This window comes from Shewanella sp. SG41-4, assembly GCF_014164505.1.
Lineage (GTDB): Bacteria > Pseudomonadota > Gammaproteobacteria > Enterobacterales > Shewanellaceae > Shewanella.
In genome coordinates, this window is sequence record NZ_JACJFI010000063.1 from 1 (window position 1) to 17,600 (window position 17,600).

Genomic DNA, 17,600 nt, shown 5'->3' on the forward strand with positions numbered 1-17,600 from the left:
AGTGACTTGTAATACTGCTGCTGCGGATGGTGAGATTCAATATCGAATTAACAGCTTAGCGGTTTGTGAAACGGGTAACTGTGCAGGAAACTCAAACAGTTCAACGTGTTTGCGAGTCAGCCGTCAAGTGGAGGTAGAAGCTCGTGGAAACTAGAGTTACGTTGTTGAAATCATCTAAAAAATTTAGAGTATTAGCGATTGTTCCATGTGTAGTTCTTGGCATATTGATGCCTTTTACATCCGCATTAGCTGATTGGCGTACCACTTTTAAAGAAGGTGTTAATAATTTTGATACCAGTGGCACAATAACGTTAAATTCTGCCACGATTATCAATGCACCGAGTAACGGTAAACTGCCAACTAATAATTATAATCAAGGTGGAGACAAGAACTTTAATTCTTGTATTCCCTCCAATGGTGCTTCTCGAGCATGCCGTGAAGGTGGAGATCTTGCAGAATTACCATCAGGACGTATCAATTTTGCCCAGTGCCAATCAAGCAGTACGGTTGATTTAGGCCCTCCGACTTTTGGTAATGAAACGGTTAATATCGCCGAAGGTGAATATCGTAATGTGTCAGTCGCTAATGGTAGTGATAAAAAGATTGTTTTTGCTACTAGTAATGGTAAATACAAAATCAAAAATTTGTCTGCTACCTCTGGCAAGATTGAATTTTCCTCAGGACAGTATTGGATAGAAACAATGAGCATCAATAATGGTGTTCAATTGGTATTCCCAACGACAGGGCGAGTGACTTTTTTTATCAAAAATGATTATATTCAGAAAAATTTAACGCTAGCCAGTTCCCCAGAAAATTTACTATTTTATCATTATGGCAAATTTGAAATTGAAGGCGGCGCAAGTTTGAATGCTTATGTGGTATCTGAAAGCACAGTTACCATTAATGGTTCCGCAAAAATTAAAGGCGCTGTTACTGGGAAAGATATCGTATTGGGGGGGAGTTCATCAGTAACCTTTGTTGATAGTGCCAACTTAATCGATGTTGTTCCTGATTGTACTATTAAGATCGAGACTCCTTTAACTTGTTTTACTGATGATTTTAACCGCACCTCAGTGGGTGATGATTGGGCGCTCAAGGTATTAGGCTCGTCATTGCCGCCTGCAATAGAGGAAGGGCGTCTGCGTTTTACCTCTGCTCGAGGCAATCAAGCAACATCAAGTACTTATCAGCGTTTGTTCCCAGCAGCGGATAACTTAGTTGAGCTGGAGTTTGACTATTATGCTTGGTCGAGCCAGTCGGGTACGGGAGCTGATGGTATAGCCATCATTCTGTCCGATGCCAGTATTACTCCTCAACCGGGTAGTTTTGGTGGCGCTTTAGGATATGCACAGCGTAACAACGGCACTCCTGGTTTTGCAGGTGGTTGGTTAGGTATTGCGCTGGATGAGTATGGTAATTTTTCTAGCCCCAATGAAGGTAAAGTTGGTGGGCCAGGTTTTAGGGCTCAGGCCGTGGCTATCCGTGGTTCCTCTGGTACAAATTACCAATATCTAACAGGAACTAATGCCAACATTAGTCCTAAAATTGATGTTCGGAGTACGTCCAGCGCTCAACCAAATCATAAATACAAAATCATCATTGATTCAAGAACGTCAGGTAAGGCCATGGTGTCAGTGTTACGTGATACGCTTAATAGGGGTAATCCTGCTGATTATGTGACTTTAATTGCTCCTTTTGATGCATTAAGCTTTTCGGGGCAAGCACCAGTACCTAAAGATTTTTACTTATCTATTACAGGATCCACGGGTGGCTCAAATAATAATCATGAGATGGATAACTTTAAGGTTTGCGCCCTTAAATCCAATCCGGTCGGTCAACAAATTCATCATTTTGAGTTTGACTATACAAGCTCTCCACTCACCTGTAAGGCCGAAGCCATGACGGTTAGAGCTTGTAAAGATGCAGTGTGTAATTTGTTTACTGACCCTGTACAGGCAACTTTATCTCTCGCTCCTAATATCAATGGAGCTTGGTATGTTGACGGTAATAAAACCGATATGGTGCAGTTTATAAATGGCAGTGCAACTGTCACTTTACGCAATAATGTGACTACGCCAGTCACTATTGGGGTGACATCTTCAGTTCCGTCTACCATCGCAGGCAGTAACAGCTTGTGCCGCCGTGGTTCGGGAGGGCTAACTATAGCAAGTTGTACCTTAAGCTTTGCCGAAAGCGGGTTTATTTTTGATGTACCAGATAAGTTAGCTAACAAACCAACAGGTAATATATCCATAAGTGCAGTGAAAAAATCAGATAGTACCCTGCAATGTGTGCCTACTTTTGCCAGTACAACCAAAAATGTCGGTTTTTGGAGTACTTATATCGACCCCTCCACACCAATTAGTGGCCAGTCATTAACAGTAAATAATATAGTGGTAGGTAAACAGAGTAGTGCAGCAACCACGCTTGCGTTGGCATTTGATGCAACGGGCAAAGCAAATATTAATGTGAACTATCCAGATGCAGGAAAAATGCAGCTAGATGCAAAATATACCGGCACAGGCGATGAACAAGGCTTGGTGATGGTTGGTTCAGATCAGTTTGTTAGTTTCCCTGTGGGCTTATGCGTTACCCCCAAGGATAGTGTTGCAGAGTGCTCTGCAAATATTAGCAGTACTTGTAATCGATATAAAAAAGCTGGCGAGTCATTTGATTTAATTATTCAAGGTAAAGCATGGCAAGTGGATGGTGACACAAATTACTGCGATAATGTAAATACCCCTAATTATGCCCATACTAACATTGTATTAGGTCATCAGTTGGTTGCTCCAGCCGGAGGTGTGTTAGGTGCAGTGGGTTCATCGCTATACAATCATGTCGCACAAACCACTAACAGTAATACCGTGTCTCAGTCAGTAGCCGAAGTGGGAGTTTTTAAACTTACTGCTAACCCATCGGTCCCGTATTTAGGGTCGAGTTTTTATGATATTCCATTGGCAGTCTCTCCAAATATAGGTCGTTTTATACCAGACCGATTTGTGGCCAGTAGCTCAAGTGTTCTGCCATCTTGCGGTAGCTTTACTTACATGGATCAACCTTTTGGTCTGACGTTAACTTTAAGCGCTTTGAATACCGGTACTTATATCACCAAAAATTATCAAGGTGCCTTTGCTAAAGGTAGTGCAAGCCTTGTGGGTGAAAACATTAACAATGGTGTGGATTTGAGTAGCAGATTAAGCACTCTGCCTATCAATGCAGGGACTTGGGCTTTAGGTGAAGCGAATGTAGGATTATCTTATCAAGCTAATTTTAATCGTGCAGTAGCCCCTGGTGTGGATGGCCCATTTAGCCAGTTAGCTATTGGTGTACAAGCTTTTGATAATGATGGCGCTGTGTCGTTTATTGGATCACCGGATATGCGTGCAGACAGCAGTGGCATTTGTGCTGACAGTAACACCTGCAATGCGAAACAATTGTCGACTCAAGATCTTCGCCATGGCAGAGTGTTGATGGATAATACCTATGGCCCTGAAAATGAAATTTTACGCATGCCAACTTATGCCCAATATTGGAATGGTAGCGGCTGGATAACTAACATCAATGATAACTGTACTCAAGGTGTCGATGTGCTTGATGGTAGCGAATTATATGCCCCATTATTAACCGCTGGCCAAACGGTTACCCGCAGTGATGGCAACAGTACCTTGAACATTCCGATGACCAGTGGTCAGCTTCCTTTATTATGGCAGAACACTGGTTCAGCAGCATATCGGGGTCAAGTGACTGCACCGTTAAAAGTCGAGAATTGGCTTAAGTGGTATTGGAATTGGGACCAAGTAAGTCCGACTCAACTCTATGACCCAAGAGCAAGTGCGTACTTTGGTCGTTACCGAGGCCATGATAAGATCATTTATTGGCGGGAGGTTAGCCAATGATCCGAATAAAAAAGCATCTCTTTTACGCTTTTTAGGATTAAATTTGACCGATTAGCATTTTTTTAGATACTTTTATAAAAAAAAACGTCAGATTAGCAATTGTTAACCTGTTCGGTCTTGTAGAATAGGGGTGTCATTGATAAAGTTAGCTGATTTTTCTTCTTCTGATTTCACAGAATACAGGCCTGATACATGTTCAAAAAGTTGCGCGGCATTTTTTCTAACGACCTATCCATCGATTTAGGTACGGCAAACACTCTTATTTATGTTCGCGATGAAGGCATCGTGTTGAACGAACCCTCAGTGGTTGCCATTCGCGGCGAACGCAATAGCAATGGGCCAAAGTCAGTTGCTGCAGTCGGTAGAGAGGCAAAACAAATGCTAGGCCGAACGCCTGGTAATATTCAAGCTATTCGTCCAATGAAAGACGGCGTAATTGCCGATTTTTATGTTACCGAAAAAATGCTTCAGCACTTTATCAAGCAAGTGCACAACAACAGTTTCTTCCGTCCTAGTCCTCGCGTACTCGTGTGTGTTCCGGTAGGCGCGACTCAAGTTGAACGCCGAGCTATTCGCGAATCAGCAATGGGCGCGGGTGCTCGTGAAGTTTACCTAATCGAAGAGCCAATGGCTGCTGCGATAGGTGCGGGTTTACCAGTATCTGAAGCGACCGGCTCTATGGTTGTCGATATTGGTGGTGGTACTACCGAAGTGGCGATTATTTCGTTGAATGGTGTGGTGTATTCTTCATCGGTGCGTATCGGTGGAGATAAGTTCGACGACGCCATTATTAACTATGTGCGCCGTAACTACGGTAGTTTAATTGGTGAAGCAACCGCTGAACGAATTAAGCATACTATCGGTACCGCATACCCAGGTGACGAAGTACTTGAAATTGAAGTGCGCGGTCGTAATCTTGCTGAAGGTGTGCCAAGAAGTTTCACTTTGAACAGCAATGAAATCTTAGAAGCATTACAAGAGCCATTATCTGGCATTGTGAGCGCGGTAATGGTTGCTCTTGAGCAGTCGCCACCAGAGCTCGCTTCAGATATTTCCGAGCGCGGCATGGTGTTAACTGGCGGTGGTGCATTACTACGTGACCTAGACCGTTTATTAATGCAAGAAACTGGCATTCCTGTCATGGTCGCAGACGATCCGCTGACTTGTGTTGCTCGTGGTGGCGGTAAAGCCCTTGAAATGATTGATATGCATGGTGGTGATTTGTTCTCTGAAGAGAACTAATTATCAACTGCTGAGCGGCTTTGTTAATGTAATTTTATGGGTTAACAAAGTTGCGAACAATTTATGAAACCAATTTTCGTTCGTGGCGTATCGAGTCAATTTAGATTAACACTGGCAATTATTTTGTCGGTGGCATTACTAATGACCAATAATCGCCTAGATCCAATGCGCCAATCTTTATCCTCAGTATTAAGTCCTCTACAGTATTTAGCCAATGTGCCAGGAGTGATGCTCGACTGGTCCGCCGAGGCATTTGCCACCCGCAACATGCTTGAACTACAAAACAAAGAACTATTACGCCAACAACTGGTTATGTCAGAACGTTTACAACGTTTTGAGCATGTTCGCCAAGAAAATGAGCGTTTACGTGCACTACTCGGTTCGCCTGTGCACATGGACTCTCGTAAAATGGTGGCTGAAGTGATGGAAGTTGCCAGTGATCCATTTCGTCAATTTGTGGTGTTAAATCATGGCTCGCAAACCGGCATTTATGTTGGTCAGCCTGTTGTTGATGCCCAAGGCGTTGTGGGGCAGGTAGTTGAAGTGAGTGAGTTTACCAGTCGGGTATTGATGGTGTCAGATACCACTCATGGTATTCCGGTGCGTGTTACCCGTAACGATGTTCGGGCGATTGCTAATGGTATGGGCGATATTGACCAAATTGAACTACGTCATGTGGCTAAAAGTACTGACATTATAGTAGGTGATTTATTAGTTACTTCAGGGCTGGGTAATCGTTTTCCTGAAGGGTATCCCGTTGCGCGTGTTATTAGTGTGTCACGTGATGATGGCCAGAGTTATGCCGTAATTTATGCTCAGCCTTTGGCTGCCCTCGACCGTATTCGATATGTGTTACTTATTTGGCCGGATGAAACCAAACCGTTTACGCTTCCTGATGGCGTACAAGCATTAGTAAAAGAAGCGGCAGATAACGCAGCTGCAACCCCTGGAAATGCTTCAGAGCCCCAATCTCAACCCTCAGAAACGACCACTACGCCAGTAAAAGTCGAGGTAACTCAATGAGCGCACACATTGCAAATGGTCGCTTAGTGGTATGGCTGACTTTATTCATCGGAATGATGTTTCAGATTATGCCGTTGCCAAAAATGGTAGAAGCCTGGCGACCTGATTGGCTATTGATGGTGATGATGTATTGGGCCATGGCGCTCCCGCATCGTTACAGTATTTTGACCGCGTGGTTGTTAGGGGTGATGCTTGATGTGTTGTTGGGCGCTCATTTAGGGATCCGCTCATTAGCACTGTCATTAGTGATTTATATAGTGGTGTTGTTGTGTCAACAGTTACGCAATTACACTCGTTGGCAACAGTCATTACTGGTGGCTTGTTTTATTTGTATTTATCATGCAGTGATATTTTGGGTGCAGTTTGTTGTTGTAGGCGCCGCACCATTTAATGTGGACATGTTTTTACCCGCTATTTCGAGTTTATTTATTTGGTGGTGGGTGTTCTGGGTATTACGCAATATGCGCCGCCATTATAAAGTACGTTAATCCAACGCACTAAAGTGAGTATGGTTTTAATGTACACTAATTAGAGTAAACAACAGATGGCATGGGTACTAGCTTCAACATCACCAAGAAGAAAAGAATTACTGGCGCAAGCTGGATTTAGTCATCTCGATTTTTCGTTCCAGCTCGTCGCACCAGATATAGATGAAACACCTTTGTTGACTGAAACCGCAGAGCAATATGTGTGTCGTCTCGCGCTTGAAAAAGCCCAAGCGGGTCTAACGCTTAGCGGCCATGTTACTCAGCCTCAAGTTCTGGGTTCTGATACGATAGTGGTGTTAAATGGCCTGATATTAGGTAAACCAATCGATTCAAATGATGCCAAACGTATGCTGGCATTATTATCCGGTCAAACTCACGAGGTGATGACCGCAGTAGCATTAACAAACGGTAAACACACCTTTAATCGACTATGTCGTACCCAAGTGAGTTTTTGTGAATTATCTGCAGCAGACATAGATGCTTATGTAGCCTCAGGTGAACCTATGGACAAGGCCGGTGCTTACGGCATACAAGCTCTGGGTGGTTGTTTTGTTAAATCGATTACAGGCAGTTACTCTGCTGTCGTCGGTCTGCCGTTAGTCGAAACACGTGAATTATTAGCCTGCATGATGCAGCAAACTTAACCTTTGCTTTAATCGGTCATCTACGGTGGTACAACTGCTGTCAATATTACGATTGGAGCATGACCCGAATACTGGTGGCTTATGAACATAAAAGCACAACGTAAAAAAGGCACAGAATTACTTATCAATGTCACGCCAACAGAAGCGCGTGTAGCATTAGTCGAGCATGGTGTTTTACAAGAGGTGCATATTGAACGTCGCATGAAGCGAGGTTTAGTCGGCAATATTTACAAAGGTAAAATCAGTCGTGTCCTCCCAGGTATGCAAGCCGCGTTTGTTGATATTGGCTTGGATAAAGCTGCTTTCTTACATGCCTCAGATATTGTTCCTCATACTGAATGCGTTGCCGATGTCGAAAAAGGCAACTTCGTGGTGCGTGATATTGCTGAGCTTGTGCGTCAAGGGCAAGACATTATGGTGCAAGTGGTTAAAGACCCACTGGGAACCAAAGGCGCACGCCTAACGACCGACATTACCTTACCCTCACGTTATTTAGTCTTTATGCCTGGTTCTAGTCATGTTGGCGTATCGCAACGTATTGAACTGGAAGATGAACGTCAACGCCTTAAAAATATTACTCTCCCTTATGTCGATGATGACGGTGGCTTTATTATTCGTACCGCGGCTGAAAATGTGGGTGAAGATGAGCTGGCTCAAGATGCTGCCTTTTTACGCCGAGTGTGGGCTAAAGTTAGCGAACGTCGTAAGCGTAAAGGCGTTATTTTACTGTATCAAGATTTAGCATTACCCGTGCGGATCATTCGAGATTTTGTCGGAACCGAACTCGACCATATTCAAGTCGATTCACGTCGAACTTATGCCGAACTGCAACAATTTGCTCAAGAATTTATGCCTGAAATAGCAGAGAAAATTGAGCATTATGCTGGCCCTGCACCTATTTTTGAATTGTATGATGTTGAAAATGAAGTTCAGCGGGCTTTAGGCCGCAAGGTTGAGCTCAAGTCTGGCGGTTATTTAATTATTGACCAAACCGAAGCCATGACCACAGTCGACATTAATACCGGCGCATTTGTTGGCCATCGGAATCTAGAAGAAACCATTTTCAACACTAATCTGGAAGCCACTCAAGCGATTGCAAGACAACTGCGGTTACGTAATTTGGGTGGGATTATTATTATCGACTTTATCGATATGTTGAATAAAGAACACCAAGCGCGGGTGCTAGAAAGCTTAAATGCGGCATTGGCGTTAGATCGCGTAAAAACCAGTGTCAGTGGTTTTTCTGGCTTGGGTTTAGTGGAAATGACCCGTAAACGTACTCGCGAAAGTTTAGAGCATGTGGTGTGCGGCGAGTGTCCTTCTTGTAAAGGCACCGGCACCATGAAAACCATTGAAACCGTGTCATATGAAATTTTTCGCGAAATTATCCGTTTAGATCGAGCTTATAAAGCCGATGAATTTTTACTGTATTGTTCGCCAGCGGTGTATATGAGCTTTAGTGGTGATGAATCACATTTGCTGGCAGAATTAGAAGTCTACATTGGTAAGCGTATTCGTTTGCAAAATGAACCGTTATACATTCAAAGTAAATATGATGTGGTGATGATGTAGTGTCGACAACTCAGACGGTAAATATCAACAGATTATGTTGGCAAATTTTGGCTATTGCGCTGGTGCTTTTTGCACTGGTCGTGAGCCTTATTCGCGGTTTATTGCCCCATATTCCAGAAGTCCGTACTGAGTTAATCCATTATCTTAAAAGCGAATACCAACTGCATGTGCAGATGGATAAACTGAGTGCCGAATGGGAGGCTTTTGGGCCTGCACTTACCGTTAACCATTTAGTTTTGCCGCCACAAGATAATCTACCGATTACCGTTATTAGCGAAAAGGTGCACATCAAACTCGATTTTTGGCAGTCGCTCTTCACCTTAAGCCCACAGATTGAAACGGTGGTATTTGATGGTGTAGAAGTGGCGTTAAACCTTGATCAATTAACGGCTAGTGATGACCAAGCAAAAGCGGGTGATAAAGCAAATCTTGATTGGTTGTACAGCTTGTTATTAGAGCAGTTGGGGCATTTTTCAATTACCGATGCGTCATTACAACTGGTGAGTAAACAACATGCTTATCAGCCGATTTTCATCGATAACCTGGTATGGCAAAACACTGAAAATCGTCACCAAGCGCAAGGCATGATCCATGTTGATCAACTTCAGTCGCAGCAAGAACAGTTAACGTTACGTATTGATCTGAACGGTGATGGTTATCAACCAGATACTGTAACGGGCCAACTTTACGTTACCGCAGACTCATTAGACTTAGGTGAATGGGCGTCAAGACAGCATACCGCTCAAACAAACACTGATAATATTGAATTTCAAGGCGTGATAAACCTTGACGCGTGGATGACATTCGCCAATCGTCAAATTCGCGATGGTATATTAGTTTTTAAACCGAGTTGGTTACAATGGCGCGATGCCGACACCCAGCAAAAATTCGCAATTAACTCCGGTTCATTGCAATGGACCCCACAACCCGATGGCTGGAAAATTGACAGTCACGATTTAGATTTATCGACCAATGATCAAACTTGGCCATTATTGACGTTGGCGATAGGCACTCGCGAGGGTGACTTTTTTGGTTACGCCAACCAGATTATTCCTGCAAACTTAACCCCAATGTTGCCGTTAGTGCCCGATTTGGGTAAGCAGCAAGTAAGCACATGGCAACAACTCAATCCTCAGGGACTCATAGGACCTATTCGGCTGTATAAACCGGCCGACAAACCCCTTATCGCTAAGGTAGAGTTACAACAAATACAGTGGCAACCTTATCAGTCAATTCCTGGCATTAGCCCTTTAGATGCTCAACTCACCTGGGCGAATAATCAACTTGAGTTTGCATTGCCAGAGCAGGAATATACGCTCGACTTTAGCGGTGATTTTAGTGAGCCAATTGTGCTGCATGGCAACCCAATTATGGGGCGTTATAATGTAGAGCAGCAACGCTTAACCGTACCTAACATTGAATTTATTAATGATGACATTGCCCTGCAAGCAGGCTTAAACCTTGAGCTTTCTCAACAGGCACATATGGGCTTAGCTGCGCATGTCACTGTAAATGATGTCTCTCATCTTGGGCGTTATTTTCCATTAATGGCGATGAGCCCAAACTTAGTCAACTACCTTAATGGCGGTTTGGTTGCTGGGAAAATTAACGATGCACAAGTCGTTTGGCATGGTGCATTAGGCGATTATCCTTATCAAGACAGCAGTGGCGTATTTCAAGCCGGCTTTACCCTTGATAGTGGCAGCTTTAAATTCCAACCTAATTGGCCTGCCGTTAGCTCGCTAACGCTTTCCGCATTGTTTGAAAATGACATGATGGATTTGCTTATTGAGCAGGGAAAACTCGATAACGTGGTAGTGGATGGCGCGCGAGTCTCTATTCCACACCTTGGTAAAGAGTCTTTATTAAGAGTTGAAGCAGATATCACCACTGATGCACAAGCCGCCACCAAAGTGATTAATGCCTCGTCTCTGAAGGATTCTGTCGGAGCAACGTTAAATGTAGTGCAAATCCAAAGGCAAATTAATACCACATTAGATCTTTCAATTCCCTTATATAAAGGGGGTGAACAATTGATTAAAGGCCAAGTCACGCTTGTTAATAATCCAGTGTTTATTAACACGCCGGGTTTAGATTTACAGGCTGTGTCTGGGCAAGTGAGCTTTGTAAATCAATTAATTGAAGGTAACAATATTAAGGCTAAATTGTTTCAACAGCCGTTAACATTTAGCGTAAAAACAGCCAAAAACAACGGCAATTTAGCATTAAATGTCGATATGCGTGGCAAATGGGATCTTGATGCACTGCCTGCCAGTTTAGATAACCCACTGACAGAAACGTATCATGGACAGCTAGACTGGAATGGCGGACTAACCATGATTTTTGACCCCAGTGGTTACAGCCTTCAAGTCTCTGCTAATTCCGATCTTATCGGTACGTCATTAGATTTACCGATGCCTTATCAAAAAGCCGCAGGCGAACCTAGAAAGCTGAGTGCGGATCTTATTGGCGATAACAAACAATCATCATTGAGCATTAAACTGGGTAATGATGTGGAGTTTTGGGGTGGATTTAATGCCGATAATGGCAGTCAGCTTGCCTTTTACGATGTCATGATTGGTCGCCACTTTAGACTTGGTGACAACTTAAATAAACAACAGGGACATCTACATTTAGATCTGCCTAAAGTCAATTTAGCGCAATGGCTCCCGCTCATTAATGGATTCAGTGCCTCCGCAGAACCTGAAGTTATCACTTCATCGGTACGCGACCGTATCTTATCGGCAGTAGAGCTGCCTAGTGCTACGGCACAGCAAAATGCCGCCTCTTCGATTGAAGCCGCAGCACCAGCATTTCCCACATTAGCTGGTATTCATGCCAACATCGGCCAATTAAATGTATTGGGACAATCATTTGATAAATTGCATTTTGACGCTCAACCCACTGAGCATGTGTGGCGTGTAGACGCTGAGTCACAGCAGTTTGAAGGACGTATCGATTTTTATTCTAATTGGCGCGATCAAGGCATCAAAGTCGTTGCGAAAAAGCTGCATTTATCCCCAACCGTGAGTGGCATTGAAACCATTGAAACCATTGAAACCATTGAAACCGTTGAGTCAGCGCCAACTTCCATGCTAGAACATCTGCCCACTTTAGCTGTAGATGTTGATGATTTTAGTGTTAATGATTTATCGCTAGGTCACTTAGTTCTGCAAGGTTTGCCGCATAAACAAGGCTATCAATTTCAAACTATTTCAATCACCAAACCGACGGTAGCATTACAAGCCAATGGTTTATGGTCTGTTGAAAATGGTATCGATAAAACCCTATTTGAGGTTAATTTACAGGCCGACAAGTTTGATGACTTATCGACCATGTTAAAAATTAATCCTGGGCTGCAGGATGCACCACTGGATCTCTCCGGTCAGTTATCTTGGCAAGGCACGCCTTACCACTTCACCCTCGACACCTTAAATGGCCAACTTAAGTTTGATTTAGGCAAAGGTCATTTATCGGAGATTAGTGATAAAGGCGCTCGAGTGTTTTCGTTATTCAGTTTAGATTCGTTATTACGTAAATTATCGTTAGATTTTTCGGATGTGTTCGGTGAAGGTTTATATTTCAATACCTTTAACGGTAACCTAACGATTGATAATGGTGTGGTTAAAACCACCGATTCTGAAATGGATGCCATTGCTGGTAATATGCGAGTAAGAGGTTACACCGACTTAACCACCCAAAGCTTAAATTATGATATCCGTTTTGTGCCGCAACTTGCCTCAAGTGTGCCAACCGTGGTGTTATTGAGTACCAGTGCATGGACCTTGGGTTTAGGCGCGTTTGCTCTTACGAAAGTGTTAGAACCGGTTATTGAAATTATCTCTGAAATTCGATTTCGAGTCACCGGTACCATGGACAACCCGCAACTAGAAGAGCTTGAGCGTAAGAGTAAAGAAATCGAAATACCTAAGGCAATTTTGCCGCAGGCGGATGAGACCAGTGTAGAGACGACTATTGGAACTAAAGCCAAAACTAACGTAGATACTAAAGCTAACGTAGAAACTAAAGCTAACGTAGAAACTAAAGCTAACATAGACACTAAGGCAGCAACTAACATTGATGCAGATGTTCAGCGTGGCAATAACAGCCGTGAATCAGAAGATAAATCGTTACCAAACTCGCCTTCTGACCTGCTCATGCCAGTTATCGATAATCCATCTGATGTGAATCAACCATCAGCCAAGAACGCTAAAGTAGAGCCAATGAGTAAGTCTTTGGCCAAGCCTGCAACTAATGTCGTTATGCTGCAAGGAGTTAGAGATGCAAATAAGCTTATTACAATGTCAAAGCAGTCGCGATGTCAAAGCCAATCTCGCGTTTGTCGACACGCAGCTTAAAGACTTACCCCGTGATGCCAATGAAGCGCAATTGGTGGTGTTACCCGAGTGCTGTTTATTGTTTGGTGGTCATGAGAGCCAACAACTTGAACATGCTGGCAGCGAGCATCAAAGTGAGCTCAAAGACGCATTAGCGGCAATGGCGAAACAATACCAAGTGTATTTTATTGCCGGCACCATTCCCATGCGTGCAGATGATGGTAGAGTCTTTAGCCGCTGTTATTTTTTTGATGATCATGGCGTCACCCTAGGTCATTACGATAAACTGCATTTATTCGATGTTGAGGTCGCCGATGGCACCAAGACTTATCGCGAAAGTGATACCTTTCATCCTGGTGATCGCATTTGTGTTATTGATACCCCTTTTGGCAAAGTCGGCTTAGCCGTTTGTTACGATATCCGTTTTGGCGATATGTTTCGAGCGTTGCGTTTAGCGGGTGCAGACTATATTGCGTTACCTTCTGCTTTTACCAAAGTCACTGGTGAAGCGCATTGGCAGGTGTTATTACAAGCCCGAGCCATTGAAACGCAATGTTATTTATTGGGGGCGGGCCAATGGGGACAACATAATGAAGGCAGTCGAGAAACGTGGGGTCACAGTATGATCGTCAACCCATGGGGCCGAGTGATTGCAGAGCAAGCCACTGAGTGTGGCTGGGTACAAGCTAAAGTCGATTTAACGGAGCTAAGGCGTATTCGTCAACAAATGCCGGTGATAGGCCATAATCGATTTTTAGAGCCGCAGCTGAAATAACACTGGTTGAAATAATACTGGTTGAAATAACACTGAACGAGCCTGACAGAAACTAAATTCGCAGTACGCGTTACCAATTAAAAAAGAGAGTTTTAATGCCATTTTTAACCCAAGTAGAGCAGAGTTTATTGCAAGATGGATTAACCTTAGATGGACTGCAAGGTTACTTAAATACCATTCATCAACACAATATCGATTTTTCAGACCTGTATTTCCAAGCTTGTCGCCATGAGTCTTGGGTATTAGAAGATGGCATTGTAAAAGAAGGCAGCTTTCATATTGAGCGCGGAGTCGGTGTGCGTGCCATTACCGGTGAAAAAACTGGTTTTGCTTATGCTGACGAAATTACCCCAGCAGCTTTAGATGCAGCAGCAAAAGCGGCTCGCGGTATCGCCAGTGCTGGTGAGCAACATAAAGTACAAGCTTTTAAGCGCCAAACAGCCCATAAATTGTATGACAGTGCCGATCCCATTGCTGCTATGGACGAAGTGAAGAAAATCGATTTGTTAAAGCAAGCCGATGCTTATATTCGTAGCCTCGACAGCCGAATTATTCAGGTAGTCGTGAGTTTATCTGGTGTGCATGAAGAAATATTGATTGCCGCCAGTGACGGAACATTAGCAGCTGATATTCGTCCATTAGTGCGCTTTAACTGTAGTGTTATCTTAGAAGACAAAGGTAAGCGCGAACGTGGTAGTGCTGGTGGTGGCGGTCGTCACGATTACAGCGCTTTTTTAGCCACCGATGACGCTGGCTTACCGCAGAGTTTTGAGTTTGCCCGCGAAGCAGTGCGCCAAGCACAAGTTAATGTCAATGCTATTGATGCACCCGCCGGTGAAATGACCGTGGTGTTAGGTAATGGTTGGCCTGGTGTTTTACTGCATGAAGCTGTTGGCCATGGTTTAGAAGGTGACTTTAACCGTAAAGGCAGCAGTGCATTTAGCGGTAAAATGGGCCAGCAAGTGGCGTCGACTTTAGTGACCATCGTGGATGACGGTACCCTGGAAAATCGTCGCGGTTCATTAAGCATCGATGATGAAGGCGTGCCAAGTCAAAAAACCACCTTAATTGAGAACGGTATTTTAAAAGGTTACATGCAAGATAAGTTAAATGCCCGCTTAATGGGGCAAGAACCTACAGGCAACGGACGCCGCGAATCTTATGCACATTTACCTATGCCGCGTATGACCAATACTTATATGAATGCTGGTGAGTCAAACCCAGCTGACATTATTAAGTCAGTTAAAAAAGGTATCTACGCACCTAACTTTGGTGGCGGACAAGTCGATATTACCTCTGGTAAGTTTGTGTTCTCTGCTTCGGAAGCCTATTTGATCGAAGATGGTGAAGTGACTCAGGCGATTAAAGGCGCGACCTTAATTGGAAATGGCCCCGAAGCCATGGGACTCATTTCAATGGTCGGTAATGACTTGGCCTTAGATAAAGGCGTTGGCGTGTGCGGTAAAGACGGGCAAAGCGTGCCTGTTGGCGTTGGTCAGCCTACTCTAAAAATTGATCGTCTAACGGTTGGTGGCACTGCTTAATACTAATCTTCAATGCGTTGGCAACTCACTGAATATCTATACTCAGTGAGTTGTTGCTATCTAAACTGTGATCACTCTCTTGTGTGAGTAAATGAATATTCACTTTATGATCTAGTGGCTGTGATAATAACGGAACTACGTTATCATCTATCAAGAATTAGAGTATTAGCTCTAGAGGTGTTTATGGTTGCACAACGTCATATCAGTACATATTGTCGCAGACGAGTGAGCCTTACTCTGTGCTTCAGTGTTTTATTTGTTCATCTTAGTGTTTTTGCAGAACCCGTTACCTTTAGTCATGCTTGGCAGCAATTGGCGCAAGTGAGTGATCAGCTTCAAGCTAAAGCTCAGCTAGTCAACCGTGCCAAAGCGGAAGAAGATGCAGGTGATGCGTTAAATTACCCGTCACTTAATATTGCTGGCAGCTATACTCGCCTCGAAAAACCTATCGAACTTGATTTACGTGACTTGAATCCATTAGCGACTCTCGACACAAGTACATTACCAGCAGCTCTTAGTAGTGCATTAGCTGAAATTCCAGGCTCTCTTTTTGTCACTCCGTTTACCGAACAAGATGTGTTTCGTGCCAGTTTGCAAGCCATGTGGCCCATTTATACCGGCGGTAAAATTACCGCAGCCCAAGGAATACATGCAGCCCAAGTTTCAGAGAGAGAACAAGAGTTTGCCCTCGCTCGGCGTGAGTTATTTCTTCAGTTAGTTGATCGCTATTACGCAGTGTCGGTGACCAAAACCTTAGCAGATACCCAAAAGCAGCTGGTGGACTCGTTAACCTTACATGTGAGTCATGCGCAAAAATTAGAGCAACAAGGGCAAATCGCCAAAGTTGAACGCTTAAATGCCCAAGTCGCGTTAGAAAATGCCAAAGTAAACTGGGGTAAAACCAAGCGTCAATACGAAATGACCGAAATAGCTTTAGCAAGGATGTTACACATACCGTCGGTCGAGCCTATTTCGGCACTGTTTTTACTCGAACAACAACCTTCATTGCCCTATCTTAGTCAGCTGACATTAACTCAGCATCCGGCATTAAAATTACTCGAAGCTAAAGAAGCCCAAGCCAATGGTTTAGTCGACTTAGAAAAGGGTAGTTATTATCCCACGGTGTATTTATACGGTAACTACACCTTGTATGAAGATGACAGCTTATTTTCCCAAGTGGAGCCAGACTGGATGGTGGGAGTTGGGATGAGCATACCGCTGATTAGCCGTGATGGTCGCAGTGGAAAAGTGCAAGCGGCGAAAAGTGCTTTGCTGCAAGCGCGTTATACCAAAGCACAAACCAAACAAGATTTAAGTTTGCTGATTGATCAGAGTTATCGGCAGATGCTGCAAGCTAAAGAAGAAGCGGATGCGCTAGATGTGTCATTAGCATTAGCGACCGAGAATTTACGTTTGCGAGAGTTGTCCTTTAACCAAGGCTTATCCACTTCAATTGATAGAATCGATGCTGAGTTAAGCTTAACTGCGGTTAAAACTCAGCAGTTAGGCGCTAAATATCGTTATATGCAAGCCTACGCCAAAGTGATGGCCATTAGTGGTCAAGTAGAAGAATTTATTAACCGAACTCAATTTCAAGGGGCTGCTAATGCGGGCTAACAAGATCATCGCGGTGGTCGCATTCGTGCTGCTTATATTATTGTTAGGATACGGCGTAAAGCTGGCTTTTACGCCTCAACCGACAGTGTTACAAGGGCAAATAGAAGCTCGTGAATATAATATCTCGTCTAAAGTACCGGGGCGAGTTGAGCAAGTTTTGGTTCGCAAAGGCGATCAAGTCGATGTGGATGATATTTTGTTTGCCATCAGCAGCCCAGAGTTAGATGCCAAGCTACTGCAGGCCCAAGGTGGCCTTGAAGCGGCAACCGCTATGCAGCAACAAGCCAATAATGGTGCAAGGCAGCAACAAGTTACCGCCGCTAAAGAGCAATGGTTAAAAGCCAAGGCTGCCACCGAACTTGGCCTAAAAACGTATCAACGAATTGAAAACTTATTTGATGAAGGTGTTGTCGCACGGCAAAAACGTGATGAAGCTTACACTCAATGGCAAGCGGCTAAATA

General features: G+C 43.8%; 11 protein-coding genes. All 11 read left to right on the plus strand.

Annotated features, from left to right (window positions below):
• Positions 1-227 precede the first annotated feature (227 nt).
• A complete protein-coding gene (locus H5202_RS08305) occupies positions 228-3,896 on the plus strand; it encodes a DUF6701 domain-containing protein (RefSeq protein ID WP_182771666.1) in 3,669 nt (1,222 codons plus the stop codon).
• A 192-nt stretch (positions 3,897-4,088) separates the two neighbouring features.
• On the plus strand, positions 4,089-5,138 hold the full coding sequence (locus H5202_RS08310) for a rod shape-determining protein (RefSeq protein ID WP_011639153.1): 1,050 nt from the start codon (positions 4,089-4,091) through the stop codon (positions 5,136-5,138).
• A gap of 63 nt (positions 5,139-5,201) precedes the next feature.
• Positions 5,202-6,161: a rod shape-determining protein MreC gene (gene mreC, locus H5202_RS08315; RefSeq protein WP_182771667.1), complete on the plus strand. Its 960-nt coding sequence runs from the start codon at positions 5,202-5,204 to the stop codon at positions 6,159-6,161.
• The gene (mreD, locus tag H5202_RS08320; protein WP_182771668.1) at positions 6,158-6,649 is read left to right on the plus strand and encodes a rod shape-determining protein MreD; all 492 of its coding nucleotides are present in this window, start codon (positions 6,158-6,160) and stop codon (positions 6,647-6,649) included. The genes mreC and mreD overlap by 4 nt, the downstream gene beginning before the upstream one ends.
• 56 nt (positions 6,650-6,705) lie before the next feature.
• Complete coding sequence (locus tag H5202_RS08325; RefSeq protein WP_182771669.1) at positions 6,706-7,293, plus strand: Maf family protein; 588 nt, start codon at positions 6,706-6,708, stop codon at positions 7,291-7,293.
• Between the two features lie 81 nt (positions 7,294-7,374).
• Positions 7,375-8,865: a ribonuclease G gene (gene rng / locus H5202_RS08330; RefSeq protein WP_182771670.1), complete on the plus strand. Its 1,491-nt coding sequence runs from the start codon at positions 7,375-7,377 to the stop codon at positions 8,863-8,865.
• Positions 8,865-13,223 carry a YhdP family protein gene (locus H5202_RS08335; RefSeq protein ID WP_182771671.1) on the plus strand — a complete coding sequence of 1,453 codons (4,359 nt, stop codon included), beginning with the start codon at positions 8,865-8,867 and terminating at the stop codon, positions 13,221-13,223. The genes rng and H5202_RS08335 overlap by 1 nt, the downstream gene beginning before the upstream one ends.
• Positions 13,147-13,977: a carbon-nitrogen hydrolase family protein gene (locus H5202_RS08340; RefSeq protein WP_182771672.1), complete on the plus strand. Its 831-nt coding sequence runs from the start codon at positions 13,147-13,149 to the stop codon at positions 13,975-13,977. Before H5202_RS08335 ends, H5202_RS08340 begins: the two co-directional genes overlap by 77 nt.
• Positions 13,978-14,072: 95 nt before the next feature.
• Positions 14,073-15,521: a metalloprotease TldD gene (gene tldD / locus H5202_RS08345; RefSeq protein WP_011639146.1), complete on the plus strand. Its 1,449-nt coding sequence runs from the start codon at positions 14,073-14,075 to the stop codon at positions 15,519-15,521.
• Between the two features lie 183 nt (positions 15,522-15,704).
• On the plus strand, positions 15,705-17,138 hold the full coding sequence (locus tag H5202_RS08350) for a TolC family protein (protein ID WP_220493806.1): 1,434 nt from the start codon (positions 15,705-15,707) through the stop codon (positions 17,136-17,138).
• A partial coding sequence (locus H5202_RS08355) for an HlyD family secretion protein (protein WP_182771673.1) occupies positions 17,128-17,600 on the plus strand: 473 nt, incomplete at its 3' end. The genes H5202_RS08350 and H5202_RS08355, both read left to right, overlap by 11 nt.